The organism is Acinetobacter sp. CAU_H_60, from assembly GCF_058599385.1.
Window position 1 is genome coordinate 2852426 of record NZ_CM178653.1, and the last position, 24364, is coordinate 2876789.

General features: G+C 42.6%; 30 protein-coding genes. 12 read left to right on the plus strand and 18 right to left on the minus strand.

The window, feature by feature from the left end:
* Positions 1 to 86: 86 nt before the first annotated feature.
* The gene (def, locus tag AC4MBN_RS13570; RefSeq protein ID WP_491880362.1) at positions 87 to 617 is read right to left on the minus strand and encodes a peptide deformylase; all 531 of its coding nucleotides are present in this window, start codon (positions 615 to 617) and stop codon (positions 87 to 89) included.
* A 120-nt stretch (positions 618 to 737) separates the two neighbouring features.
* Between def and AC4MBN_RS13575 the strand changes: the two genes are divergently transcribed.
* Genes AC4MBN_RS13575 through tsaC form a run of 3 tightly spaced genes read left to right on the plus strand, consistent with a single transcriptional unit; the run spans position 738 to position 3699 of the window.
* Positions 738 to 1892: a LysM peptidoglycan-binding domain-containing protein gene (locus tag AC4MBN_RS13575; protein ID WP_104426934.1), complete on the plus strand. Its 1155-nt coding sequence runs from the start codon at positions 738 to 740 to the stop codon at positions 1890 to 1892.
* Between the two features lie 57 nt (positions 1893 to 1949).
* Positions 1950 to 3089 carry a DNA-processing protein DprA gene (gene dprA, locus AC4MBN_RS13580; protein WP_491880363.1) on the plus strand — a complete coding sequence of 380 codons (1140 nt, stop codon included), beginning with the start codon at positions 1950 to 1952 and terminating at the stop codon, positions 3087 to 3089.
* 40 nt (positions 3090 to 3129) lie between these two features.
* Entirely contained in the window at positions 3130 to 3699 is a 570-nt protein-coding gene (gene tsaC / locus AC4MBN_RS13585; protein ID WP_419364968.1) for an L-threonylcarbamoyladenylate synthase type 1 TsaC, read from the plus strand.
* A gap of 436 nt (positions 3700 to 4135) precedes the next feature.
* Here the strand turns inward: tsaC and AC4MBN_RS13590 are convergent, their stop codons facing one another.
* On the minus strand, positions 4136 to 5035 hold the full coding sequence (locus tag AC4MBN_RS13590) for a DMT family transporter (protein WP_180011628.1): 900 nt from the start codon (positions 5033 to 5035) through the stop codon (positions 4136 to 4138).
* A 190-nt stretch (positions 5036 to 5225) separates the two neighbouring features.
* Between AC4MBN_RS13590 and AC4MBN_RS13595 the strand changes: the two genes are divergently transcribed.
* From AC4MBN_RS13595 to AC4MBN_RS13605, 3 genes are all read left to right on the plus strand, one after another.
* The gene (locus AC4MBN_RS13595) at positions 5226 to 5771 is read left to right on the plus strand and encodes a glutathione peroxidase (RefSeq protein ID WP_491880364.1); all 546 of its coding nucleotides are present in this window, start codon (positions 5226 to 5228) and stop codon (positions 5769 to 5771) included.
* A 211-nt stretch (positions 5772 to 5982) separates the two neighbouring features.
* A complete protein-coding gene (locus AC4MBN_RS13600) occupies positions 5983 to 6348 on the plus strand; it encodes an RcnB family protein (RefSeq protein WP_491880365.1) in 366 nt (121 codons plus the stop codon).
* 449 nt (positions 6349 to 6797) lie between these two features.
* Complete coding sequence (locus AC4MBN_RS13605) at positions 6798 to 7403, plus strand: PM1805 family lipoprotein (protein ID WP_438114208.1); 606 nt, start codon at positions 6798 to 6800, stop codon at positions 7401 to 7403.
* A 98-nt stretch (positions 7404 to 7501) separates the two neighbouring features.
* On the opposite strand, the gene adhP is transcribed toward AC4MBN_RS13605, so the two are convergent.
* Complete coding sequence (gene adhP, locus AC4MBN_RS13610; protein ID WP_067762726.1) at positions 7502 to 8530, minus strand: alcohol dehydrogenase AdhP; 1029 nt, start codon at positions 8528 to 8530, stop codon at positions 7502 to 7504.
* 317 nt (positions 8531 to 8847) lie between these two features.
* Positions 8848 to 9309, minus strand: coding sequence for a hypothetical protein (locus AC4MBN_RS13615; protein ID WP_067762727.1), 462 nt, complete (start codon positions 9307 to 9309; stop codon positions 8848 to 8850).
* Positions 9310 to 9415: 106 nt separating this feature from the next.
* Here AC4MBN_RS13615 and AC4MBN_RS13620 point away from each other — a divergent pair, with 106 nt between their 5' ends.
* Positions 9416 to 9859 carry an AAA family ATPase gene (locus AC4MBN_RS13620; protein WP_067762728.1) on the plus strand — a complete coding sequence of 148 codons (444 nt, stop codon included), beginning with the start codon at positions 9416 to 9418 and terminating at the stop codon, positions 9857 to 9859.
* 13 nt (positions 9860 to 9872) lie between these two features.
* Here AC4MBN_RS13620 and AC4MBN_RS13625 read toward each other — a convergent pair whose 3' ends face one another.
* The 11 genes from AC4MBN_RS13625 to AC4MBN_RS13675 form a co-directional block, all read right to left on the minus strand.
* Positions 9873 to 10175, minus strand: a complete 303-nt coding sequence (locus AC4MBN_RS13625) for a hypothetical protein (protein ID WP_067762729.1) — start codon at positions 10173 to 10175, stop codon at positions 9873 to 9875.
* Between the two features lie 147 nt (positions 10176 to 10322).
* Positions 10323 to 10742, minus strand: a complete 420-nt coding sequence (locus tag AC4MBN_RS13630; RefSeq protein ID WP_004780711.1) for a F0F1 ATP synthase subunit epsilon — start codon at positions 10740 to 10742, stop codon at positions 10323 to 10325.
* Positions 10743 to 10768: 26 nt separating this feature from the next.
* A complete protein-coding gene (gene atpD / locus AC4MBN_RS13635; RefSeq protein ID WP_004780710.1) occupies positions 10769 to 12163 on the minus strand; it encodes a F0F1 ATP synthase subunit beta in 1395 nt (464 codons plus the stop codon).
* Between the two features lie 30 nt (positions 12164 to 12193).
* Positions 12194 to 13063 carry a F0F1 ATP synthase subunit gamma gene (atpG, locus tag AC4MBN_RS13640; protein WP_004780708.1) on the minus strand — a complete coding sequence of 290 codons (870 nt, stop codon included), beginning with the start codon at positions 13061 to 13063 and terminating at the stop codon, positions 12194 to 12196.
* 88 nt (positions 13064 to 13151) lie between these two features.
* Positions 13152 to 14696 carry a F0F1 ATP synthase subunit alpha gene (gene atpA, locus AC4MBN_RS13645; protein WP_004780707.1) on the minus strand — a complete coding sequence of 515 codons (1545 nt, stop codon included), beginning with the start codon at positions 14694 to 14696 and terminating at the stop codon, positions 13152 to 13154.
* Positions 14697 to 14739: 43 nt separating this feature from the next.
* Positions 14740 to 15276, minus strand: coding sequence for a F0F1 ATP synthase subunit delta (locus tag AC4MBN_RS13650; RefSeq protein ID WP_419364982.1), 537 nt, complete (start codon positions 15274 to 15276; stop codon positions 14740 to 14742).
* A 12-nt stretch (positions 15277 to 15288) separates the two neighbouring features.
* A complete protein-coding gene (locus tag AC4MBN_RS13655) occupies positions 15289 to 15759 on the minus strand; it encodes a F0F1 ATP synthase subunit B (protein ID WP_067731406.1) in 471 nt (156 codons plus the stop codon).
* A gap of 39 nt (positions 15760 to 15798) precedes the next feature.
* On the minus strand, positions 15799 to 16044 hold the full coding sequence (gene atpE / locus AC4MBN_RS13660; RefSeq protein ID WP_000424060.1) for a F0F1 ATP synthase subunit C: 246 nt from the start codon (positions 16042 to 16044) through the stop codon (positions 15799 to 15801).
* An 86-nt stretch (positions 16045 to 16130) separates the two neighbouring features.
* A complete protein-coding gene (gene atpB, locus AC4MBN_RS13665; protein ID WP_419364984.1) occupies positions 16131 to 17006 on the minus strand; it encodes a F0F1 ATP synthase subunit A in 876 nt (291 codons plus the stop codon).
* A gap of 104 nt (positions 17007 to 17110) precedes the next feature.
* Positions 17111 to 17509 carry an ATP synthase subunit I gene (locus tag AC4MBN_RS13670; protein WP_166139355.1) on the minus strand — a complete coding sequence of 133 codons (399 nt, stop codon included), beginning with the start codon at positions 17507 to 17509 and terminating at the stop codon, positions 17111 to 17113.
* 170 nt (positions 17510 to 17679) lie between these two features.
* Positions 17680 to 18519, minus strand: a complete 840-nt coding sequence (locus AC4MBN_RS13675) for a metal ABC transporter solute-binding protein, Zn/Mn family (RefSeq protein WP_200229247.1) — start codon at positions 18517 to 18519, stop codon at positions 17680 to 17682.
* A 145-nt stretch (positions 18520 to 18664) separates the two neighbouring features.
* Here AC4MBN_RS13675 and AC4MBN_RS13680 point away from each other — a divergent pair, with 145 nt between their 5' ends.
* The 4 genes from AC4MBN_RS13680 to AC4MBN_RS13695 are packed head-to-tail and all read left to right on the plus strand — an operon-like array spanning position 18665 to position 21204.
* The gene (locus AC4MBN_RS13680) at positions 18665 to 19162 is read left to right on the plus strand and encodes a transcriptional repressor (protein ID WP_005233384.1); all 498 of its coding nucleotides are present in this window, start codon (positions 18665 to 18667) and stop codon (positions 19160 to 19162) included.
* Positions 19144 to 19926 carry a zinc ABC transporter ATP-binding protein ZnuC gene (gene znuC / locus AC4MBN_RS13685; protein WP_419364987.1) on the plus strand — a complete coding sequence of 261 codons (783 nt, stop codon included), beginning with the start codon at positions 19144 to 19146 and terminating at the stop codon, positions 19924 to 19926. Before AC4MBN_RS13680 ends, znuC begins: the two co-directional genes overlap by 19 nt.
* A gap of 3 nt (positions 19927 to 19929) precedes the next feature.
* Positions 19930 to 20730 (plus strand): zinc ABC transporter permease subunit ZnuB, encoded by an 801-nt coding sequence (gene znuB / locus AC4MBN_RS13690; RefSeq protein ID WP_491880366.1) that lies wholly within the window; start codon positions 19930 to 19932, stop codon positions 20728 to 20730.
* Between the two features lie 3 nt (positions 20731 to 20733).
* Positions 20734 to 21204, plus strand: a complete 471-nt coding sequence (locus AC4MBN_RS13695) for a 2-thiouracil desulfurase family protein (RefSeq protein ID WP_491880367.1) — start codon at positions 20734 to 20736, stop codon at positions 21202 to 21204.
* Positions 21205 to 21243: 39 nt separating this feature from the next.
* On the opposite strand, the gene AC4MBN_RS13700 is transcribed toward AC4MBN_RS13695, so the two are convergent.
* The gene (locus AC4MBN_RS13700) at positions 21244 to 21864 is read right to left on the minus strand and encodes a LysE family transporter (RefSeq protein ID WP_125279444.1); all 621 of its coding nucleotides are present in this window, start codon (positions 21862 to 21864) and stop codon (positions 21244 to 21246) included.
* A gap of 159 nt (positions 21865 to 22023) precedes the next feature.
* Here AC4MBN_RS13700 and AC4MBN_RS13705 point away from each other — a divergent pair, with 159 nt between their 5' ends.
* Positions 22024 to 22944 carry a Dyp-type peroxidase gene (locus tag AC4MBN_RS13705; protein WP_491880368.1) on the plus strand — a complete coding sequence of 307 codons (921 nt, stop codon included), beginning with the start codon at positions 22024 to 22026 and terminating at the stop codon, positions 22942 to 22944.
* Positions 22945 to 22991: 47 nt separating this feature from the next.
* Here AC4MBN_RS13705 and AC4MBN_RS13710 read toward each other — a convergent pair whose 3' ends face one another.
* Positions 22992 to 23390, minus strand: a complete 399-nt coding sequence (locus AC4MBN_RS13710) for a lysozyme inhibitor LprI family protein (protein ID WP_491880369.1) — start codon at positions 23388 to 23390, stop codon at positions 22992 to 22994.
* Positions 23374 to 24339, minus strand: a complete 966-nt coding sequence (locus AC4MBN_RS13715; RefSeq protein ID WP_491880370.1) for a pesticin C-terminus-like muramidase — start codon at positions 24337 to 24339, stop codon at positions 23374 to 23376. The genes AC4MBN_RS13710 and AC4MBN_RS13715 overlap by 17 nt, the downstream gene beginning before the upstream one ends.
* Positions 24340 to 24364 lie beyond the last annotated feature (25 nt).

Below are 24364 nucleotides of genomic sequence, written 5' to 3' on the forward strand. Positions count from 1 at the left end.
CCCTTGAATTTGTCTAGGCTGAGTATAACAAAGCCCAATCAAAATTGGGCTTGTTGAATCATAAAAAATTGCTTGGGAAAATAATCCTAGCGTTTAACTGCAACTTTTTCTTTATTGCGCTGGCGAACCAGTTTTTCTACTTTTTCACGGGCACGCTGACGTTTCAATGGCGACAGATAATCTACAAAAAGTTTACCATTTAAGTGATCCATTTCATGTTGGATGCACACAGCGAGAAGTCCATCAGCCTCTTGTTCGAAGGGTTGACCATCCAGACCAATTGCCTCGATTTTTACGCGTGACGGACGCTCAACTTTATCGTATATTTGAGGAACTGATAGACAGCCCTCTTCATAAGGCTGTGTTTCTTCAGTCAATGGTGTGATTTTGGGGTTAATGAACACCATGGGTTGATCTTTGTTTTCAGACAGGTCCATCACAATCAGCTGAATATGACGATCGACTTGGGTCGCGGCGAGTCCGATGCCTGGCGCTTCATACATGGTTTCAAACATATCTGCAGCGAGCTGACGAATTTCACCAGTAACTTCTTCGACTGGTTGTGCAATGGTACGAAGACGGGGATCCGGGAAACTTAAAATAGGTAATAAGGCCATACTGCGTCCTCAATTATGCCATTGATCAAAAAACCAAATGAAGGGAATGCTTCATCAAAAAAATGTGTGTAAGATCGTTATTATAACGCAACTACGCACATAATTTTAGGAATTATGATAATGAAAAAGGTTTTGAAGGGCATGCCATTTTTTAGTGCCTTGGGGTTAAAAAATCAAATGCTCGCACTGGCAGTTTGTGTCGGAGTGAGTATGGGGACAATGTATTCAGCCGAGGCAGCTCCTGCCCGTAACGTCAATCCACCTGCTTTAAAAGCCAGTGCGCCCAATGTCTATGTGGTCAAAAAAGGCGATACATTGTGGGATATTTCAAAACGTTTCTTAAAAAATCCGGTGCGTTGGCCAGAAATCTGGGCCAGTAACAAGCACGTGAAAAATCCACATTGGATTTTTCCAGGTGATCGCCTGTTGATGTGTGACTATCAAGGTCGTCCAATTATCGGTAAAGACGAAGGTGATGGCTGTGAAGGTATCATCAGTCGTTATATCGGTAGTACTTCATTACAACCACAGGTTCGCGTTGAATCTTTAAATAATACGATTCCAGTGATTCCATTAGCGCATATCCAGCAATGGTTGGAACGCTATACCATAGTGGCAGCTGATTCAGTTCAGGGTACGCCTTACATTCTCGGCACTGCAGACCAGCGCGTACTGGCCGGTAAAGGCCAGAAGGTCTATGCACGCGGCAATGGTCTGGTGGTTGGTCAGCGTTATGCGGTGTATCGTGAAGCAGACCCTTATGTATTTACTGATGCCAATGGCAAGAAATACACAGCTGCTCTAGAGTTGCAACAGGTTGCTTCCGGAATCGCAGTACGTGGCGAAGGTGATGTCACCACGCTGGAATTGACAGATAGCTATAATGCAGAAGTGCGTCGCGGTGACCGTGTATTACCTGAATACGATCCGATGTTGCCTACCCTGTTCTATCCAGTGAATGCAGAAAATACGGTTGCTGGTGGTCAGATTGTGCGTGTACTGGGTTCAATTGGTACAGCAGCACGTCATAGTGTCGTAACGATTGACCGTGGTACAGCACATGGGGTTCAGACTGGTCATGTCTTCAGCGTAAACCAGAAAGGCGAAGTGGTGACTGATCCGAAAACCAAGGAACGCGTACAGCTTCCAGGTGAACGCATTGGCAATGTGATGGTCTTTAAAACTTTTGACCAGCTGAGCTATGCTTATGTGCTGGAAAGTGAATTACCAATCAAGGTGGGTGCCAATATTCAAGCGCCATTGTTAGATGAATAATAGATTGATCTAACTTTACAACTGAAAGAATAAGAAGACACAGATATAGGTCTCGATATGCTGAACTCGTTATCACGCGTGCAACTGGAAACACTGACGTTATGGTATCTGGTTCAGCATTCTCTTTCGAGCTTCTATAAAATCAGTCAGCATTATTCAAGTCTGACCACAGCCATACAGCCTGATCAGGTGCCTACCTGGCAGGCTCTTGGCATTCATACCAATCATGTCCAACGCTTAAAAGACTTCTCGCTTCCAGAATCACAGCAGAAATTTCAGCGCTGTCTGGAAAAAATTCAACGAGATAGTGATTTCATCCTGCTCTATCATGATCTGCACTATCCGCAGCAACTCAGCCACTATGTAGACAAACCACCAATTATTTTTGGTCAAGGTCAGCCGGATACATTGCTTCAGGCTCAAATTGCGGTTGTAGGAAGTCGCAAGCCGAGTCCTCACGGCCGGCAAGTAGCTTATGATTTCTCCTTTTATTTGAGTGAACAGGGTTTCTATATTAATAGTGGATTAGCACAAGGCATAGATGAAGCTGCTCATCGGGCAGGATTAAAACATCAGGGTACCATTGCAGTGATGGGGACTGGACTAGATCAGACCTACCCTTCTCAACATGCACAATTGCGCCAGGAGATTATTGCGCATGGTGGTGCCGTCATTACCGAGTTTCTACCAGAGACTCCACCCTTGCAGCATCACTTTCCACGGCGTAACAGGATTGTCAGTGGCTTAAGTCTCGGGGTCATTGTGGCTGAAGCAACCTTAAAAAGCGGCTCTCTGATTACGGCCAAACTGGCTGCCGAACAAGGCAAGACTGTATTTGCCATTCCGGGACATATTTATAGTGAATATCATAAAGGTTGCCATCAGCTGATTCGTGAAGGCGCGATTCTGATTGATCACCCGCAACAGGTGATTGAAGAACTGGCTCTGGCGACTCAATGGCAAGCCTTACAAAATGAAGTACAACATGACATGGCGGATGAACTTCCTGCACACATACCGCCTCATCTGCTCAGACTTTATAACCAGCTGGACTGGGTCGGACAGGATCTGGATCATCTCAGTCATCATCTGCAACAGGATGTGTCTTCTCTGACCAGTCAATTGATGGAACTGGAGCTACTTGGCTTTTGTACCCAGCAAGCTGGTATGTATCTACGTTGTCGTCCACATAAATAAGGTTCACAATAGACACTTCTTGTTTTGATAAGGTATACACATGATCACCACCTCTGTTGCCGAAGCAGCTGAATGTCTCAAAGCTGGACAGGTCTTGGCATACCCTACAGAGGCTGTTTGGGGCTTAGGTTGCGACCCCTACAATGAACAGGCATTTCACCAGATTTTAACCTTAAAACAGCGTCCGATTGAAAAAGGCGTGATTTTACTCGCAGCTCATATTTCACAAGTAGAACATTTACTTCAAGATCTAAGTGAAGAAATGCGTGAAAAAGTAATTGCGTCCTGGAGTAATGATCGACCTACAGACAGGGCAACCACCTGGTTACTCCCTGCCAATGACGATATTCCAGGCTGGATTAAAGGCAAACACCCTAAAGTGGCAGTGCGCGTGACCACTCATCCTCTTTGTGTAGCTTTGTGTCAGGCCTTTGGCGGTTTTATTGTTTCGACCAGTGCCAATCCTGCCGGCTTAGAACCTGCACGTTCTCTGCAAGATGCCATGCGTTATTTTGGTCAGGACCTGAATTATCTGAATGGCGATCTGGGACTGAGCCAGAAACCAAGCCGGATTATTGATGCGGTAACAGGTGAAATTATTCGTGACTGAGCCTTTGCTCAGTCATTTTTCTTTTCAAGCCGACTAAAGTTTTAAGACAAAAAAAAGCTCAACCATATAGGGATGGTTGAGCATAAAAAAGGATGTGTATTATCACATCCAGAGGGTCTGTAAATCTCTGGGAGTTTGATAAATCTAGGTTTTTTCTGATTCATCATTCTCGATGCGGGCATTATGCGAGAAATCCGTCACAACAGCAAATACAATAAAACAATGTATTAATACATTTTTTCTATTAAAAATATTTAAAATTTAATCAAAATTCAAAATATCTTGCTATTTTTGTTTCAGTTTTAAAATGAAGTTAATTTTTAATAATTTATTTTTATATCCATAAAAACTAAATTTCAGGAATAATACTGTAAAAATAATGTAATCATTTGTTCAAATATTAAACAAACAAAACTTCAGCCCTGTATTTAATAGCTTAAACCTTGGGTTTAGCAGGGTATTGCGCCAATAAAATACCTACTAGAATAATGGCACCACCAATGCTGTGGTAGATCGTCCAGGCTTCAGATAACCATAAATAAGCGATTAACGCCGTAAAGACCGGCATCAAATTCATAAAAATACTGCTGCGGTTTGGACCAAGTTGTTGTACAGCCATCATCCATAAGAATGGGGCAGCAATAGAAGGAAAAATTCCGGCATAAATAATACTTGCTGCGTTATTACTATTAATAGCATCCAGACCTGAGTACAACACTAAAGGAATGTGATAGAGAACGGCCAAAAAAATCTGCATATACAGACTAACCAATAGCGGAATCTGGATCTGCCATTTTTTGAGCAAAACGCCATAACAAGCATAGAAAAATACCGCAATCAGCATCAGCAGATCACCAATATAACGATCTCCTGCATCGAGTAAATGTGCCCATTGCCCCTGCCCCATCACATACATCAGACCAATAAAAGACAAAATACTGCCAATCACTGCCATTAAGGTGGGGCGAACATGTAAAACAAAGATCCCAACAATAATAGTAAAAATCGGAATAAAGGCATTAATCAGGCCCATATTGGTGGCACTGGTATAATGTGCTGAGGTATAAGCCAGCCCTTGATACAACACCATGCCCAATGCACTTAAGACAGCCAGATGCCCCAGATGTGGTCGAATTTCTGGCCAGGCTTTGCGAACCTTAGGCCACATTAACGGCGTTAAAATCAACAGAGCCAGAACCCAGCGATAAAAACTGATACTTAAGGGAGAAATATAATCCGCTACATAACGGTTAACGGTCATATTCAATGACCAGATCAGGACCGCAGTCAAGGGAAGCAGCATGGCCCACCACATTGTTTTTTGCTGCTGCGTCATAACTTCATCCCTGTCTCTATCTATTGTTAATCTATGCTTCTTGGCAAGTGCCTAAGCATAATTGATTTTTCAACTAAAATTAATGCTATTTGTAGCCGGCAAGTAAGCATTTCACTGATTCTGACTTGTACTGTATTTAAATACCCGTTAAAACAAATAGCCCTCATTCATTTAATAAAAAGGAAATCCGATGAGCACTTCTGTGTATGACATTCCGGTAAAAACGATTCAAGGAACGGACACGACGCTGAACCAGTATCAAGGCAAAGTCTTACTGCTGGTAAATGTGGCATCAAAATGCGGCCTCACTCCACAATACGAAGGCTTGCAAAAACTCTATGATGATAAAAAAGCCGAAGGACTGGAAATCTTAGGCTTCCCTTCCAATGATTTTCTGGAACAGGAACCTGGAAGTGAAAAGGAAATTCAGGAATTCTGTTCCCTGAACTATCAGGTGGATTTCCCGCTGTTTGCTAAAATTCCGGTCGTGGGTGAAGCTAAACATCCTTTGTATGCCACGCTGACCCAGGCTGTACCAGAACGTATTGGTGAAGGTCCATGGTGGAAAGATCTGGTCGACTATGGCCTGACTCCAAATGAACCGCCTGAAGTTCTCTGGAACTTTGAAAAATTCCTGGTGAACAAACAGGGGGAAGTCGTTGCACGTTTTGCACCAGATATCACGGCAGATGATCCCCGCATCGTAGAGGCCATTAATGCCGAACTGGCCAAATAATTTGTAACAGTAATGTAAGCATCTCTACAGCTGAGGGATGCTTATATTTTTAATTAAGATTCAAATGCTTAATATCATAAAAACCAAGTTAAACCTTCTACCAAATTTCTTCTTGATTTTAATATTTGCGCTACACTTCCTTCAATTTCAAATACATCTGCCGGCCTATGATGAGTTCATACCCAAACAAACCGCCATATTAAGGTGAAGTATGAAAACTCTAGTAAAAGCAATTGTTTTATCAATCTCAACTGCATTGATTGCTACATCTGCTATGGCTGCGCCGCAAGACCATCAGCCCCCTAAACCGCATGCTCAACAACAGCATAAAGCGCCGGCTCCACAGCATTATGCACCGCAGCCTAAACAGGCTTATAAAAAAGTTGACCCATCACGTGATTGGCGAGTAGGTCAAAAAGTTCCAAGCCAATACCAAAGCAAAATGTATAAAGTGGATCACAGCAAATATAAACGACTCAGCAAGCCTGGTAAAAACCAACAATGGATTAAAGTAAATGGTGACTATATCCTGACCAATGTAGTGAACCATAAAATCGTGAAAATTATCGCAGCTTAAACGCTGCCCTCCTCGGTGAAAAAAAGCGCTTCGGCACTGCTGTCCCATAGTTGAAGTGATTCAGTTTAAGCTACGCGCGTGTGGCAGGGATGCCACACATTACCCATCACGACAGGACGTCGTGTATGGGTAATAAAAGACTTTTGCCTACTTTGGGTCTTTCCAAAGTAGGGTGTTGCCTACACAAAGTCATTTAAACTTTTAAACAAAATATGAGGCTGTGTAATATTCAACTATAAATATTATTAAATTTCATATAGTTAAAGATATTTTTATTGCTTCATACAAATCTAGTTAAAATTGTGGGACAGTAGTGAGCGCTTTGGCGCTTTTTTTATATTTGAATATCTGTCCTCAGGCTTTTTTGTTATTCATTTGCAACTCTCCCTATTTTCTACAACTTTCATCCCTATATTAAAGTCTGTAAGCAGCGAACGATGAGCACCCCGATGAAATTTAAGCAAATTCTCCAAAATAGCGTATTACCTTTTGCCCTTTTTACCGGTGCATTGAGTTTGCTGGGCTGTGATCAGGTTGCTGCTCCTGCTTCCTATACTGAAAAACCTGACCAGCACAATGTAGAGGCTGAACAGACAGAAGTACTAAATACTGAAGTACAGCATTCTGCTGCAGACCTGAAAAGCGGCAATATGTTCTATATCGTACGTGATGTGGCCGACTTACAGTTAAAAGCTGGTGATTATGTGGCACAGCTAAAGCAAACCCAGACTGAACTGGAAACTGCAGTTAACGCCAAAGATAGCTCTCAATTACAGAGCGCCGCAATACAGTTACAGCAGCAGTTAAAAAGCTTTAACCAGACTTTAAATGGCTTGAATCTAAAGAGTCAGGAAGTCGATCAGGTACGTAGTAACCTGATAAGTGCTAACCAGCAGGCATTGGCATCGCCTTTCCTGAATGGCCAAATGGATTTAACTCAAGTGGATATTCAGAAAATTAAAAATCAAATGGGCAATATCCAACTGGAGATGGTGAAACTTGCCAGCATGATCATTTCAGATCATTCAGCTCAAGAAAAAACATCAGAAAGCTAATTTTCTCTTAGCTCTAAACATGCAAGACAGACCTTTCGATCATACTGAACTGGTCTGTCTTGATTTTGCTCTATGTTATGTTGCTGTGGGATTTTGCATTAAAGCCGCATATCAATCACGATACGGCCATCAATTTTACCTTTTTCCATACGATCAAAAATATCGTTGATATTTTCAAGCGGTTCAACATGAATATGTGCTTTGACTTTACCGCGCGCGGCAATATCTAGCGCTTCTTTTAAATCCAGACGTGTCCCAACAATTGAACCACGTACCGTAATTCCCTCCAGCACCATGTTAAAGATCGACAAGTCAAAAGTGCCGGGCGGCAAACCATTTAAGACCATCGTACCACCGCGACGTATAATCGACACGGCTTGTTCAAAGGCTTTCGGAGAAACCGCAGTCACCAAGACACCATGACAACCTTCACCCGTTGCCTGCAATACCGCCTCTTTCACATCGGTTTTTAAGGCATTAATGCCGACATCGGCGCCGAGATTTTTGGCCAACTCAAGTTTTGAGTCATCAACATCAATCGCCACGACATTAAAACCCATTGTTTTCGCATATTGCACCGCCACATGACCTAGACCGCCAATACCGGAAATGGCAACCCAATCCCCAGTTTTAGCCTCGGTCATTTTCAGTCCTTTATAAACGGTGACACCAGCACATAGAATAGGTGAGATTTCCAGTAGATCGACACCCTCAGGAATCACACCGACATAATCACCATCGGCTAAGCAATATTCTGCAAAACTGCCGTTGACCGAATAGCCTGAGTTCTGTTGTTGTTTACATAAGGTTTCCCAGCCCGCATAGCAATGATCACAATGCCCACACGCTGAATATAACCAAGGAATACCGACGATATCACCAACTTCTAAATGTTCAATTCCTTCACCAATTTCAACTACTTCACCCACCCCTTCATGCCCGGGGATAAAAGGTAAGGTTGGCTGAACAGGCCAATCGCCATGCATGGCATGTAAGTCGGTATGACAGACACCTGTCGCGATAATTTTGACCAAGACTTTGCCCGGCGTGACTTTAGGAATTTCGACTTGTTGTATTTGTAGTGGTTGATTAAATGCAGTCACTACGGCTGCTTTCATTGTTGCCATATTTATTCTCTCCATCTTATAAGTGTTGAGATTATTTTTTAAACAACCTTGTTCTACTATAGAGGAAGAATAAATAGGTCAGCATGATGAATTTGTAAGCAATTCTCTCGGTTTGCTACTTCTTGTGATTCACTGCCTGATGATCGGTTTATCGACTACACCTCACAAAATGTCATGCTGTAAATTTACAATATTTTTAATCTAAAATTTTCCGCATGTTGTTGATAGACCATATCCAAATCCATTGAAAAATTGAGAGTTTTTAAGCATGGGAAATCTCTCAACCAGAAAATAAACAACTGCCTCTTTTTCTTACTTTAAGATTGAGCAAATTCATAAGTATTACAGTTTTTATCTTGTCCGAGTGCACGTTGCACATCTTGCTTAAAACGGGCTTGAGCAAAATGATATTTGGCTGGCAGGAACAGGGTAATTCGAGTTTTGTCAGCTCCCATTCCCTCCACCAACATTTTATGCAGAAAAGCACCATTTTCTGTACGCGCCATCAGCGTGCCCTGCTCCAAATGTTCTTCCAGCCGATTGTCGGTATACACATAAGCTTCTGCTGAGGTGAACGCCACACAATGGTTATAGGCTTGTCTTAGGTTGCGAAAAGCGGATAAATAGGGAATTTCAAGTTCTGTACTGATGCCATTATCCACCGATTCTGCCACCAATGCGGCTTCAGTTGCGACATTCGGTGTGGTGACATATTGGCTTTGGCAGGCAAGCAGCGGCATTGCCAGCAATAAGCAGAAACATAATCGAAGTGTATACATAAAAAGTCCTGACCTATTTTGTTGTTATTGGTAGTGCAGAAATTGTAGCAAAAGCCTGTAGCTGCTTTAATATGCAATATAAGGCCTACAGATTTTTTCATCCACTATGCAACTGATTATTTTTACCGGCGTACAAGCATCGGGTAAATCCACATTTTATATGTTGAATTTATACCACAGTCATTTGCGTATTAATCTTGATATGCTGAAAACTCGACATCGTGAAAATATAATTTTTGAAGCTGGTTTAGTGTCTAAAACCAAAATGGTGATTGATAATACCAACCCGACACGTATGGATCGTGCACGTTATATTCAACGTGCGCGAGATGCTGGCTTTGACGTGATTGCTTATTATTTTGACACTGATTTGGCCAGTACTTTAGAGCGTAATAGTTATAGAGAAGGTAAGGCCAATATTCCTGAAATTGGGATTCGAGCCACCTATAAAAAATTAGAAATTCCCTGCTATGCAGAAGGTTTTACTGAAATTTTTAAGCTTAAAATTATTGCCAATGGCGAGTTTTCAATCTTACCGATGAACCCATAACCGCATAAACCAGTTATTCAGCTTGCTGCTGTTGCCATGTTTTAAACGCAGCTTGCATGGCTTGTCGTTCATACGGTTTCACCAAGCGACTTTCCAAAGAACTAAAATCACCTCTATAGGTTGCAGCCACCATCTCTTTTGCCAGTTCTTGAATACTGACACGACCACGATGCTCATATTGCTGCACTTCTTCATGCGTCAATTCCACATCCCAACAAGACACCACCGAACTCATATCGACTGCAATACTTAAATAATATTGATCAAAGTCTTGGTAAAGTTCCCAAAAGTGAGGTTCAAAAGCGATGAGATTCATAAGGCAGTATTAGGCAGTTGAATTGAATGAGAATAAATTAAAACATGAATAAAATACATGCAACTTTAGATTGATCAGTTTTTTCAAATACCTTAGGCATAAAAAAAACCACCCTTTCGGGTGGTTTCTTCAATCTTAAACCAGCAATTACATTGCACGGTTTTTGATTTTGCGGATCGTTTCCAGCTGAGCAGCAGTTTCTGCAAGAGCAGCCAAAGCAGCAGCAGAGTCCAAATCGCTCTTTTGATTTGCGAGCAATTGTTCAGCGTGTTTACGCGCTTCAATAATTGCCGCTTCATCCAAGTTTTCTGCACGGACTGCTGTATCAGCAAGAACCGTAACAACATGCGGTTGAACTTCTAGAACACCACCAGATACATAGATTAATTCTTCTGTACCGTTTTCCAAAATAACGCGGATCGCGCCAGGTTGGAGCAAAGTTACCAGCGGAGCATGACCAGGCATAATACCTAACTCACCGCCAGCACCTTTAGCAATTAGCATAGTTACAGTGCCTGAGTACAAAGACTCTTGAACACTTACAACGTCACATTGCATAGTCGCCATGAGAATCTCCTAAATTAGGGAACTAATTAAAGTTTCTCAGCTTTAGCAATCACTTCGTCAATACCACCAACCATGTAGAACGCTTGTTCTGGGATGTGATCGTATTCACCAGCTAGAAGACCTTTAAAGCCACGAATCGTTTCTTTAAGCGGTACAAGTTTACCAGGAGCACCAGTAAACACTTCAGCTACGTGGAACGGTTGAGAGAAGAAACGTTGGATCTTACGTGCACGGTATACAGTAAGTTTGTCTTCTTCTGACAATTCGTCCATACCAAGAATTGCGATAATGTCTTTCAATTCTTTATAACGTTGAAGAACGTTTTGAACTGAACGAGCGATTTCGTAATGCTCAGTACCAACTACAAGTGGATCTAGCTGACGTGAAGTAGAGTCAAGTGGATCGATCGCAGGGTAAATACCTTGAGAAGCGATGTCACGGCTCAATACAACAGTTGCGTCCAAGTGAGCGAACGTAGTTGCAGGCGATGGATCTGTTAAGTCATCGGCAGGTACGTATACCGCTTGGATTGACGTAATAGAACCAGACTTAGTCGATGTAATACGTTCTTGAAGAACACCCATCTCTTCTGCAAGAGTCGGTTGGTAACCTACTGCAGATGGCATACGGCCTAGAAGTGCTGATACTTCAGTACCTGCTAGTGTATAACGATAGATGTTATCTACGAACAATAGTACGTCACGGCCTTTACCGTTTTCGTCTTTTTGATCACGGAAGTACTCAGCCATAGTCAAACCAGTCAACGCTACGCGTAAACGGTTACCTGGTGGCTCGTTCATCTGACCGTAGACCATTGCTACTTTGTCAAGAACGTTAGAGTCTTTCATTTCGTGATAGAAGTCATTACCTTCACGAGTACGTTCACCAACACCAGCAAACACAGATAAACCTGAGTGCGCTTTCGCGATGTTGTTGATCAACTCCATCATGTTTACAGTTTTACCAACACCGGCACCACCGAACAGACCAACTTTACCACCTTTCGCGAACGGGCATAGTAAGTCGATGACTTTAATACCAGTTTCTAGAAGGTCAGTAGAAGCCGCTTGTTCTGCATAAGAAGGCGCTTGACGGTGAATTGGTAAACGCTCTTCAGTCGCAACAGGACCAGCTTCGTCGATCGGGCGACCAAGAACGTCCATGATACGGCCAAGAGTCGCTGTACCTACTGGTACAGAGATCGGAGCGTTAGTGTTAGTTACGTTCAAACCACGCTTAAGGCCTTCAGTAGAACCCATTGCAATAGTACGAACTACGCCATCACCAAGTTGTTGCTGAACTTCTAAAGTAGTTTCAGTACCGTCAACTTGGAGAGCGTCATAGATCTTAGGAACGCTGTTACGTTCAAACTCGACGTCGATAACCGCGCCGATGATCTGAATGATACGACCGCTACTCATTGCTGTCTCCTCAATTCAAACTAATATATGTTAAACGGCAGCGGCACCACCAACGATCTCAGAAATTTCCTGAGTAATCGCGGCTTGACGCAGCTTGTTATAAATAAGTTGCAGGTTCTTGATCAATTCACCCGCGTTATCAGTTGCAGCTTTCATTGCAACCATACGAGCAGACTGCTCACACGCGATATTTTCGATCACACCTTGATACACCACAGACTCGATGTAACGAACCAACAAGCCATTTAAAAGCTCTTCAGCTTCAGGCTCGTAGATGTAGTCCCAACCGTATTGACGGTTAAGCGTCTTGTCTTCTTCAGCAGCTGCCAAAGGAACAAGCTGTTCGATCTTTTGGTTTTGAGTCATGGCGTTGACAAAGCCGTTAGAAACCAGATAAATACGATCTAATTCGCCTTTATCATAAGCGTCTAACATCACCTGTACAGAACCAGATAACTGTTCAAGACTTGGAGTGTCGCCCACTTGAGTGGTCGCACCAAGCACTTTACCGCCGTAGTTTTTAAAAAACGAAACCGCTTTTTGACCAATCAAAGCAAATTGAACTTCAATTGACTGCTCTTGTTGCTGCTGAACGTGTTTTACCACTTTCTTGAACAGGTTAATGTTCAAACCACCAGCAAGGCCACGATCTGAAGACACAATGATATAGCCAACGCGCTTAACAGGACGTTCAACCATATAACGGTGTTTATATTCAGGATTCGCTTGTACCAAATGAGCAATTACACGGTGCATATTTTCGGCATACGGACGGCCTTGAGCCATGCGCTCTTGCGCACGACGCATCTTAGAAGCTGCTACCATCTGCATCGCGCGAGTAATTTTCTGCGTGCTTTTGATACTAGCTACTTTGGCGCGAATTTCTTTTAAATTTGCCATACGCTTAACCTAGTATTCGAAGGCCCTTACGAGCCCTCGAAGGTTGATTCCGTGAACCAAACCAACACCAATCTAGCAAGTTGCTAAATTAGTAAGTTTGAGTCGCTTTGAATTTTTCAATACCAGCTTTGAATTCAGCTTCGATATCTTTATCCCAAGCACCAGTCTCGTCAATTTTTTGCATTAACGCAGCGTGTTCTGAACGGAAGTAAGCAATTAACGCAGCGTCAAAGTCTACGATTTTCTTAACTTCTACGTCAGCCATGTAGCCTTCGTTAGATGCATAAACTGATACAGCTTGGTCAGCGATTGAGTATGGAGCATATTGTTTTTGCTTCATCAACTCAGTTACGCGTTGACCGTGTTCAAGCTGTTTACGAGTTGCTTCGTCAAGGTCAGAAGCGAACTGAGCAAACGCTGCCAATTCACGGTACTGTGCAAGTGCAGTACGGATACCACCAGACAATTTCTTGATGACTTTAGTCTGCGCAGAACCACCAACACGAGATACAGAGATACCCGCGTTCACAGCAGGACGAATACCTGCGTTGAACAATGATGTTTCAAGGAAGATCTGACCGTCAGTAATCGAAATTACGTTGGTTGGTACGAATGCAGATACGTCACCTGCTTGAGTTTCAATAATCGGCAATGCAGTTAATGAACCAGTTTGGCCTTTAACTTCACCGTTAGTGAATTTCTCAACGTAGTCAGCAGATACACGAGAAGCACGTTCAAGTAGACGTGAATGTAGATAGAACACGTCACCTGGATAAGCTTCACGACCTGGTGGACGACGAAGAAGCAATGAAATTTGACGGTAAGCAACAGCTTGTTTAGACAAGTCATCATAGATGATCAGAGCGTCTTCACCGCGGTCACGGAAGTATTCACCCATTGTACAGCCAGAGTATGGAGCCAAGAACAGCATTGCTGCTGGATCGGCTGCAGCTGCTGCTACAACAGTTGTATACGCCATAGCGCCAGTTTCTTCTAGCTTACGTACTACGTTTGCGATAGTTGATTGTTTTTGACCAACTGCAACGTAGATACATTTAATGCCAGAGTTTTTCTGAGCGATGATCGCGTCGATCGCCATAGCTGTTTTACCAGTCTGACGGTCACCAATGATCAACTCACGTTGACCACGGCCTACTGGGATCATGGTATCAACTGATTTATAACCAGTTTGTACAGGTTGATCCACTGATTGACGCCAAATTACACCTGGTGCTACTTTTTCAACAGCATCAGAAAGTTTTGCATCAATAGGGCCTTTACCATCAATCGGGTTACCCAAAGCATCTACGACACGGCCAAGAAGTTCAGGACCAACCGGAACTTCTAATACACGACCTGTACAACGAGCTTTTTGACCTTCTTGAAGGCTTAAGTAGTTACCTAAAACAACGACGCCCACTGAATCCTGTTCTAGGTTCAGTGCCATACCGTATAAGCCGCCGTCGAATTCGATCATTTCACCGTACATTGCATCAGCAAGGCCGTGAATGCGCACAATACCGTCGGATACCATAACAATGGTACCTTCGTTTTTAGCGGTCGCGCTGGTGTCCAGATCGCCGATACGCTGTTTAATGAGCGCACTGATCTCGGATGGATTCAGTTGTTGCATTGCGCTATACCTCAATCTTTTTAAAGTTCAGTCTTCTTATTTATTAAGCAAGAAGACGAGTACGCATTTTTTCAAGCTTATTAAGCGCAGAATCATCTATCACTTGGTCGCCTGCACGAATAACCACACCCGCGATTAACGCTGGGTTAACTTCTACAGAAACATTTACGGCAGCTTCGAATTTTTTCTCTAATGCATGCGCAAGTAATTGTTCTTGAACAGAAGTTAATGGGAATGCAGATTCAATCACTACATCCACAGTATTGTTATTCTGTGATTTAAGCTGCTCAAATTCTGCTGCAATCTCAGGAAGAAGAACCAAACGATCGTTTTCAGCAAGCAATGTCAAAAAGTTTGACACTGATGCAGTTTGGTCTTCACCTAAAACTTTAGCGAAAAGAGCCACCTGCTCAGCAGGTGTAAGCTCAGGGCGATTTAGATAAGCTGAAAATGCTTCGTCTTGCACCGCAGCACTAAGCAATTCAAGTACAGTTGACCAAGTGTCAGCTGCACTTTGCTCAGAAGCGTAAGCAAATGCTGCTTTTGCGTAAGGGCGTGCCAACGTCAAGAGTTCAGCCATAATCCGCCTCTCTTAAAGTTTAGCAGCCAGCTGAGTCAGCATGGCATTGTGAGCTTCTGCGTCAACTTGTTGGCTAAGAATTTTCTCAGCGCCAGCTACTGCAAGAGCAGCCACTTGTTGACGTAATTCTTCGCGAGCAGCATTGATTTCAGTATCAACAGCATCTTTCGCTTGTTGACGAATACGTTCACCTTCAGCAGATGCTTGAGTGCGCGCTTCTTCTACCAATTGTGCTGCACGACGGTTCGCTTGTTCGATCAATTGAGCCGCTTGAGCTTTTGCCGCGTCTAGTTCAGCTTTCACTTGTGCTTGCGCATCTGCAAGGTCAGCCTTCGCTTTTTCAGCAGCATTTAAGCCATCAGCGATTTTACGCTGACGTTCACTAATCGCATTGATTAGTGGTGGCCATACAAACTTCATGCAGAATGCGACAAAAATCGCAAACGCAATCGCTTGGCCAAACAATGTGAGGTTGATATTCATTGCAAATTCCTCAAATAGTGAATTTCGGAATTAAGCTGATTAACCTACAAATGGATTAGCGAAGATGAAGAACAAGCCAATACCAACACCGATCATAGGCACAGCATCAAGAAGACCCGCGATTAAGAACATACGAGTTTGAAGTTGTGGAGCCAATTCTGGTTGACGAGCTACAGCTTCAAGGAAACGGCCGCCTAGAAGACCAAAACCAATCGCAGTACCTAAAGCACCGAAAGCGATCAAGATAGCAGATGCAATTGCAACTAGACCTAAAGTGAGTTCCATGAAAAATTCCTCAGAGGTTAGGTTTTATACCAAATTAAGTTAAAAAATTGTGTGCCCAACCGCCCGATGACAGTTAGGCCATACCATTAATGCTTTTCGCTTGCCATGCTCATGTACACGATTGTCAACATCATGAAAATGAATGCTTGTAGCGTAATAATCAAAATGTGGAAAATCGCCCAAGGCACAGACAATGCCCACTGGATCCAGAACGGTAATAACGCGATAAGAATGAAGATTAACTCACCCGCATACATGTTACCGAACAGTCGTAGAGCCAATGAAACTGGTCGCGCCAAGAAAGTAGTCAATTCCAACAATAAGTTGAATGGAATTAAAAGCACTTTAGCAACTGGATTACTTGGGTTAAATGGGTTAAGTGCCAACTCACCAACGAAGCCGCCAACACCTTTCTCACGAATACTATAGAAAATAATTAAGAAGAATACAGAAATAGACATACCTAAGGTAATGTTTGGATCTGTAGTCGGAACAATTTTAAAGTAAACCTGATGAGGGTCCACACCCAGCATAGATGCAATCGCCTGTTGAGCTACATAAGGAATAAAGTCAACAGGGATTAAATCCATCAAGTTCATGAGGAAAATCCACACGAAAATGGTTAATGCTAAGGGTGCAATTAATCGAGACTTCCCATGGAAGGTATCACGTACACTTGAATCTACAAACTCGATAATCACTTCAATTACTGACTGGAATTTACCAGGCACGCCTGAATTTGCAGCTTTCGCGACAATCCAGAACAATAAACAGAAGATCAGACCAAGTCCGATAGACCAACCCATTGAATCCAAGTGAATAGCAGTGAACCCCATCTGTTGAGCTTCAGCACCGTTCTCGGCCAATTTCCATGTACCGTCTGGCATTTTGCCATAGGTCATATTGGTCAAGTGATGCTTGATATACTCGGTCGAAGTAAGGGCATGTTCTTCAGCAGCCATAAATCACACCTGGTCAATGTCAAAAAACTATAGAACAAACGAATATCGCGTGCTGCTTGATATCTCGCCTGCTCCTAAAAAAACTTTTCAATTTTTTGTTGTGTTTAAACTCGTTTTTGTAGACGTGACACCCAAAAAGGAGCGACCCACGACATGGCTTGAACGAGCATAAAACCACAAAACAACGCAACCGGGGATAACGGCTTGACATTGCTTAAAATTAAAATGAAACCAACAATCACAATTGCAAACTTGCCCATCAGGCCTTTATACATGTTCGAAAGAACCTGCTTAGATGCCCGCGCTCCTGCCGCTCGAAATGATTGCCATGAAAAATAACAACTCGCAAGCCAGCAGACGAACGCCCCCAAAGCGGCACTCAAGGCTACGGTTGAGTCTTTCACGACCCAGCCAATCAAGGCTGAAACAGGAATCATTAATGCTTGTAAGAGGACTAAAGCTTTCGCTAATCGTCGGTCAATCAAGCGACTAGTTCGGCTCATTATTTATTCACTCACAGCAAGCATGCTTGACAAGTTTAGCTGATGATTATTTTTAATCGCAGGCATTATAGAGTTACACCCCTGAACATGCAATCTTTTCCCGACCTTAGTCGTGTTTTTTTCAACAGATCAAATGCTGGCAAACTAATCAAAACTTGATTATTTTTAAATCATTGATGAGCATTTAACACACATTTACGGGTTTGCTCGGCCAATTTCTGCCAGGCCTGGATAAAGTCCCCTGCCCCACTCATGCTTTCATCGACACTCTGGAATACAATCGGTTTCAGTTTACGGTACTGATTTTCACCAGCATGTGCTTCTGCCAGCAGACACATTTTGCTCTGCACACGACTGTCTTGCAGATACTTGATTTGCGCCACGGTTGGTGACACATGTGGATCATCAGTCAAAGCCCCCATGAACTTCAGGTTCAATGGGCGTTCCAGATATTGATAGGCATCATGATAGGACCAGTAAGGTTGAGCTTTACTTGTAGAACTATAACGCTGTGCAGTCAAAAACATGGTTTGGGCAAAGTCACGCGCATTTTTCCAATAGGCCTCCCGATGCTCAGGCAGCTGCTGAGAACGTAGGGCTGCAATAAAGAAACCGATACGTACTGCATTGTTGGGATCAAGCCAGACATGGGTATCGACAGTATCTTTTAAGGCCTGCCCACGTGGATTACGCATTGGCAAAGTGGTCAGAATACCCGAATCTAAAATCGCGATACTTTTATTGTTATTGTTCAACACTTTTGCCAACGGTGCTTCATGTGCCTGTCCTAACCAGATCACCAGGCCGGCATCCTGAATCGTTTTACGGTGTGCCGGGGTGAGGCTGACATCATGACCGCTTTGATTGGCCAATAATAAAGTCGGCTGTTCCACGCCTTGAGTAATGGTCTTGGCAATCAGATAAATCGGCTGCGTTGAAACCACCAGACTTTGCGACCAGCTAAGGGTACTGAACAAAGCCAGGCTACACAGGGCAAGGAAACGGAACATGAAGAGAAATCGCTATATAAGGACAAATTTAATAGTGTTATAATATAACAAAATTATAAAAATACCTATGCCCAATCGAAACTCTGGGCGCTTCATGTTAAGATTTGAAATCTTTTAATTTTCAGTTTCGCACCTGAGGTGAACTATGGGTTCATGTTCGCACGAACACCACAATGCATTGCACGGCGTACACGACCATCCAAATGTCGCGCAACGCCTGGCCGAAGCAGAGAGTCTTTGTGCGGCAAGTGGCGCACGCCTCACTCCTTTGCGTAAAGAGGTACTGGAACTGATTCTGAATGCAAGCGGCCCGATGGGTGCGTATGATCTGCTGGCACAAATGAAAAATGCCAGCGACCGTCCCGCTGCCCCACCGACCGTGTACCGTACACTCGACTTTTTATTAGAAAAAGGCTTTATTCACCGCCTGACCTCTATTAATGCCTATATTCCCTGCTGCCATCCGCGTGAAGGCCATCAGGCGGCATTCTTGATTTGTACTGAATGTAAAGCAGTCAAAGAAGCATCTGCACAAGGTTTATTAGAACAACTGGATGCCTTGGCGGCTTCAGACGATTTTAGTGCACACCACAGCATTATCGAAATTTCAGGAATCTGTCAGCAGTGTCGCAACAAAGCTTGAATGCATCACCCTTGATCCAGCTTTGCAAGATCTGGGTCAATATTGATGATCGTGACATTTTAAAGGCTATTGATTTCTCGCTACAGGAGAAAGAGATTGTTACGCTGATTGGTCCGAACGGTGCCGGTAAGTCGACCTTAATAAAGGTCATGCTTGGGATCGTCAAACCGAAATCCGGTGAAATCAAAACGGCGCGTAAGCTGAAATTTTCTTATGTGCCACAAAAATTCAATCCGTCACATAGTCTGCCGCTACGGGTTAAAGATCTGCTGGCACTAGAAAAATGCCCTTCAGCTATTAAAGCTGAAATCATTCGGGATACTGGCATTGCCAAGCTGGAAAATTCCAAAGTTCAACAGCTTTCTGGCGGTGAACGTCAACGTGTGTTGTTGGCTCGTGCCTTATTACGTCAGCCGGATATTCTAGTACTGGATGAACCGATGCAGGGTCTAGATATTCAGTCTGAGGCTGAACTGTATGAATATGTGCGTAGCCTGCCGGAAAAATATGGCTGTGCCATTTTAATGGTCTCGCATGACCTGCAATGGGTGATGCAAGGTACGCATCGTGTGGTATGTCTCAACAAACATATCTGCTGTAGCGGGCTACCGGAAAGTGTGCAGCAACATCCAGAATATCAGGCCATTTTTGGTACCAACCGGGTGTTCTACCAGCATCATCATGACCATTGTGCGCATGGCGATTCAGCCACACCATGCCAGCACGATTCACGTCCCCACATTCACCCCGAGCCGGAAGCTTAAGCCATGATGGATTGGTTATCTCTCCTATTACCTGCATGGATTATGGGAACACTCTTGGTGTTCCTGACCGCACCGCTCGGCTGTCTGATGCTGTGGCGTCGTATGTCTTTCTTTGCAGATACGATGGCACATGGCACTTTGCTTGGCGTTGCCATTGCTGGCGCCATGAGTCTTCCGCTGTGGATGGGGGTCAGCTTTATCGCAGTCTTATTGGTCGCTGTACTTTGGGTACTGTATGACCCACGCTTGCCAAATGATGCATTGTTGGCACTCTGCTCAGCGACCCTACTCTGTTCAGGCCTGTTATTTATTCAACATTTACCGAGTTTAAGACCGGAACTGCTTAGCTATTTGTTTGGTGATCTACTCACCATTTCATGGACAGATCTTCCTACTTTTGCCGTTGTGATTATCTTGGCATTGGCCGTTCTGTATAAAAGTTGGCAGGCGCAAATCCAAATTGCGATTGATCCTGATATGGCAATCAGTGAAGGCGTGAATGCAAAACTGCAACGTCTGATCTTCATGTTGTTACTGGCACTATTCACTGTTTTAGCATTACGTGCAGTCGGTTCACTCTTGATGGGGGCATTGCTGGTGATTCCAGCACTCACTGCTCGCCTACTGGCAAATTCCCCTCGTCAAATGGTGATCTGGGCTTTTGTGATTGCACAAATTGGTGTGACAGTCGGACTCTGGTCAAGTGCAGGTCTGAATACGTCAACAGGTCTGACCATTGTCCTAACCATGTCAGTGTTGTTTACCGCTATTTTTATTCTACAGAAGTTTAAAAAACTGACTTAAGGCATGGCAGACAAATTTTACCTGATCAGTGCCTGCTTGCTCGGACACAAGGTTCGTTATGATGGTCGCGACTGTCTGGTAAAAGAGTTGGTCGATCATTTGCTACCAGATCAATATGTCACAATTTGCCCTGAAGTCAGTGGTAGTTTGCCTATCCCCCGACCCGCCGCAGAAATTCAAGGCGGGACAGGATTAGAAGTTCTTAAAGGTTTAGCTCAAGTAACAGATATTCAAGGACAAGATATATCTACTGCTTTTATACAGGGAGCTTATGCTGCTCTGAAGCTGGCACAGAAATTTCAAGTCACCCATGCAGTCTTAAAAGCCAATAGTCCATCTTGCGGCAGCAAGCTGATTTATGATGGTTCATTTACTGGCAATAAAATTCAGGGTGATGGCGTAACGGCTGCATTATTTAAACAGCATGATATTAAGGTCATGACTGAAGATGAATTTTTACAGATGATTCTTTAAGAGATCGTTGAATTCCATCTCCTTTAAGGAGAGGTTTCCCTACTGATGCACCAAACTCAATAAAAACGCAGCTCCAGCGAACAAGCTGGCAAAAGTTCGATTCATGACTTTCTGCTGTTTTGGCGATTTCAGAAGACGCAGAACCTTGGCAGCCAGACCGGTATAACCTGCCATCACAATCAGATCAATCGTTACCATAGTCGCGGCCATAATCACATACTGAATCCATTGCGGTTTAGATAAGTCCAGAAATTGCGGCAATACTGCCAGCAAAAATACAATTGCCTTGGGATTACTCATATTGACCAAAAAACCGTGGATGACGAGTTTCCCAGCTGATTTTCGTGCGAGTTCATGTTTAATTTCAATCGACTGCGCCGGTGCTTTCCACTGTAAAAAAGCCAAATACAGTAAATAAGCAACTCCAAACCATTTCACAGCAAGAAATGCCCAAGGTGTAGTCGCGAACAATACCCCTGCCCCGGCAGCCACAATGGCAATTTGAACCAATAGGGCGAGTTGCAGGCCGAGCGCATTCCAATATCCATGTCGGAAGCCATAATTTAGTCCGCTCGACATCGAAGCAATAGCACCCGCACCTGGGGAAATACTGATCACCCAACAGGCTAACATATAAGCAAACCAGACTTGATAGGACATGGAGATTTAACTCATTCAAATTCAGGATCTAATTATATGACTTTTCCAATATTTTCAGCCAAAAAAATTGCTTAAAGATCAGACTGCATACTATTCACTCTATAGCGCTTCAGGCACAATAGCAGGATTGGATACAGAAATTTATTACAGGAGCCATGAATGACAGCCCAATCTGTAATTTTGCCATTACCTTCAGATCATGCTCGCTTTATTGTTTTACGTCTGAAAGATCTCAGTATTGAAGATTTTAAGGAACGATTAGCACAGCTCTTTACCACACGCGATCGCCTGATTACTCAACATCCGAATGCGCAAATTAAAACGGCTGTCGCTTTTGGTCCTGAGCTCTGGTCAAAACTGTATGAACAGGCACCTGCTGGTTTTAAACAATTAGAGCCAATTCAAGGTTCATTTAATATGCCTGTGGTTCCCGCTGATGTACTGATTCATATTGCCAGTGCGCGTGCTGATATCTGTTTCGCCTTGAGTCAGTCTTTCTTCGAAGGTATCCGCGATCAGGTTGAAGTATTAGATGAGCGTGTTTGCTTCCGTTACTTTGATGGCCGTGATATTACCGGTTTCATCGATGGGACTGAAAATCCGCAATTCCCGGATGATCGCGCTGAAGTGGCTTTACTGGGTGAAGATGCTGGTATTTTCCAGGATGGTTCATTCATTTTTGCACAGCGTTATGCGCACAACCTGGATAAATGGAAGAAACTCAAAGTCGATGCTCAAGAACAAGTCATGGGTCGTACCAAACTTGAATCGATTGAGCTCGAGGATGAGGTAAAACCTGCCAATGCACATATCGCTCGTACTGTCGTTGAAGATGAGGAAGGCGAGGAAATGGAAATTCTACGTCACTCTCTACCTTATGGAGATGGTCGTGGTGACCAAGGTCTATTCTTCATTGCTTATACCAAAGACCTGAAAATCATTGATACCATGTTAGTGCGTATGTTTGGTACATCAGGCGATGGGATCCATGACCGCTTGCTACACTTCGTGACTCCAATGGATGGTGCGTATTACTTTGCACCGAGTGAGGAGTTGTTGGAAGAGATTTTGGAAGGGTAAAAAACAAAAAAGCAGCTATCTTTAGCTGCTTTTTTTTGTTTTTTAAACTATTTATAATTTTCTAAAAATTTTACTCTTTTGTAGTTTTCCTGAGCATAACAATCTATTAAATAAATCGGTGCTTCACGTCCTCCTTCTGCAGCTGAATATTCAGAGGTACATTTATATTTTCTATTCTTTAACCACAATCTCTGACTTCCTAATAATTTTTCTTTTTTAGTTCCTTTTAATAGTTTCATTCTTTTTTTATATTCTATATTTAATTTCTTATCTGAATCTAAATAACTTCTTGAAACACAATACATTAAGTCCTCTTGTATAGGACTTCCATCTTTACACTCTACCTCTAAGGCATCTGGATATAAGAAGTCTTCAGGAATTACTGCATAAGAATTTAAAGAAATAAATAAAAGATTCAGAATAAATAGTTTACTTATAACATTCACATTTTAATCCTTTTTCAAAAATTTTTGCTTCTTCTTCCCTTCTAGCTTGCAATCCTCTATTAGCTTTTGTAGTCCATAATCGTTTCATACTTCTTAACAACGAAGGAACCTTTTTTCCATTACTTTTAAGATCATCTTGGATTTCTTTCATTTCTTTACGACGATCTCCTTTTAAGCCTATATACCTGTTGTACACAAGAGATAAAATAGCTCCTTGGCAATGAGGATGATATTTCAAAATATCTGGATAAACTTTTAATGTATCTTCCGCATACCTTTTTTTTACTATCATTACCATTTGATAAGCTTTATCTTTAGTGATGGTAATATCAGAAAGGCTATCTACTAATTTTTGTGCTGCTATTCCCTTTTTTCCTTGAGCTTTGAGTAATCTTTGAATCTGACTTGAAGTATAATAGGAAGCTAAATCTTTTTTAATTTGGTCTCCACTTTGGTGACCTAAATCATAGCCATATCCTAAAGTTACACCACTTTTACCATCTTGCCCTTTACTAGGCACATAAGGCTTAGATTCATATTTTTCCCATTTTAAAATTGCATCAAGGGCTTCTTTTGAAATAATCATTTCTCCTAAAGAAGTTTCAAAAGTATAAGTTTCTACCACACATTCTGGAGGACAAATTTTCTTAATATTCTTGTTTATGATCGGTTCATTAGACCTTGTACTTCCCTCAGTTATATCGACATCTAATTCCAATTTATTAGAATCTTCTTTCATTCTTTTAGAGTAATAATTATTGGCTTCTAAAGGCTTTCCATCTGGCTTAAATACTGTAATCTTTACTTTTTCTCCAACCATACTTTGAAGTGAAAATTTTCCACTAGAAGTATTTAAAACCTTCTTTATTCCATTTTCCAAATAAAATATTTCAATTTTCGTATTTTCAATACGATAGTCATTGATCCTAGACAAAATAATGGACAGCACGTCCCTCTAAAGATAACGTAACTTT

Coding starts and splice junctions, on each gene's coding strand:
- def (WP_491880362.1), bottom strand. CDS start 617: ATGGCCTTATTACCTATTTTAAGTTTCCCGGATCCCCGTCTTCGTACC.
- AC4MBN_RS13650 (WP_419364982.1), bottom strand. CDS start 15,276: ATGGCTGAACTCTTGACGTTGGCACGCCCTTACGCAAAAGCAGCATTT.
- dprA (WP_491880363.1), top strand. CDS start 1,950: ATGCTGAACTCGTTATCACGCGTGCAACTGGAAACACTGACGTTATGG.
- AC4MBN_RS13625 (WP_067762729.1), bottom strand. CDS start 10,175: ATGAATCTCATCGCTTTTGAACCTCACTTTTGGGAACTTTACCAAGAC.
- znuB (WP_491880366.1), top strand. CDS start 19,930: ATGATGGATTGGTTATCTCTCCTATTACCTGCATGGATTATGGGAACA.
- atpD (WP_004780710.1), bottom strand. CDS start 12,163: ATGAGTAGCGGTCGTATCATTCAGATCATCGGCGCGGTTATCGACGTC.
- AC4MBN_RS13675 (WP_200229247.1), bottom strand. CDS start 18,519: ATGTTCCGTTTCCTTGCCCTGTGTAGCCTGGCTTTGTTCAGTACCCTT.
- atpB (WP_419364984.1), bottom strand. CDS start 17,006: ATGGCTGCTGAAGAACATGCCCTTACTTCGACCGAGTATATCAAGCAT.
- AC4MBN_RS13655 (WP_067731406.1), bottom strand. CDS start 15,759: ATGAATATCAACCTCACATTGTTTGGCCAAGCGATTGCGTTTGCGATT.
- AC4MBN_RS13605 (WP_438114208.1), top strand. CDS start 6,798: ATGAAATTTAAGCAAATTCTCCAAAATAGCGTATTACCTTTTGCCCTT.
- AC4MBN_RS13620 (WP_067762728.1), top strand. CDS start 9,416: ATGCAACTGATTATTTTTACCGGCGTACAAGCATCGGGTAAATCCACA.
- atpG (WP_004780708.1), bottom strand. CDS start 13,063: ATGGCAAATTTAAAAGAAATTCGCGCCAAAGTAGCTAGTATCAAAAGC.
- tsaC (WP_419364968.1), top strand. CDS start 3,130: ATGATCACCACCTCTGTTGCCGAAGCAGCTGAATGTCTCAAAGCTGGA.
- AC4MBN_RS13680 (WP_005233384.1), top strand. CDS start 18,665: ATGGGTTCATGTTCGCACGAACACCACAATGCATTGCACGGCGTACAC.
- AC4MBN_RS13595 (WP_491880364.1), top strand. CDS start 5,226: ATGAGCACTTCTGTGTATGACATTCCGGTAAAAACGATTCAAGGAACG.
- AC4MBN_RS13700 (WP_125279444.1), bottom strand. CDS start 21,864: ATGTCCTATCAAGTCTGGTTTGCTTATATGTTAGCCTGTTGGGTGATC.
- atpE (WP_000424060.1), bottom strand. CDS start 16,044: ATGGAACTCACTTTAGGTCTAGTTGCAATTGCATCTGCTATCTTGATC.
- AC4MBN_RS13705 (WP_491880368.1), top strand. CDS start 22,024: ATGACAGCCCAATCTGTAATTTTGCCATTACCTTCAGATCATGCTCGC.
- AC4MBN_RS13615 (WP_067762727.1), bottom strand. CDS start 9,309: ATGTATACACTTCGATTATGTTTCTGCTTATTGCTGGCAATGCCGCTG.
- AC4MBN_RS13590 (WP_180011628.1), bottom strand. CDS start 5,035: ATGACGCAGCAGCAAAAAACAATGTGGTGGGCCATGCTGCTTCCCTTG.
- AC4MBN_RS13695 (WP_491880367.1), top strand. CDS start 20,734: ATGGCAGACAAATTTTACCTGATCAGTGCCTGCTTGCTCGGACACAAG.
- AC4MBN_RS13630 (WP_004780711.1), bottom strand. CDS start 10,742: ATGGCGACTATGCAATGTGACGTTGTAAGTGTTCAAGAGTCTTTGTAC.
- AC4MBN_RS13600 (WP_491880365.1), top strand. CDS start 5,983: ATGAAAACTCTAGTAAAAGCAATTGTTTTATCAATCTCAACTGCATTG.
- adhP (WP_067762726.1), bottom strand. CDS start 8,530: ATGGCAACAATGAAAGCAGCCGTAGTGACTGCATTTAATCAACCACTA.
- atpA (WP_004780707.1), bottom strand. CDS start 14,696: ATGCAACAACTGAATCCATCCGAGATCAGTGCGCTCATTAAACAGCGT.
- AC4MBN_RS13575 (WP_104426934.1), top strand. CDS start 738: ATGAAAAAGGTTTTGAAGGGCATGCCATTTTTTAGTGCCTTGGGGTTA.
- AC4MBN_RS13670 (WP_166139355.1), bottom strand. CDS start 17,509: ATGAGCCGAACTAGTCGCTTGATTGACCGACGATTAGCGAAAGCTTTA.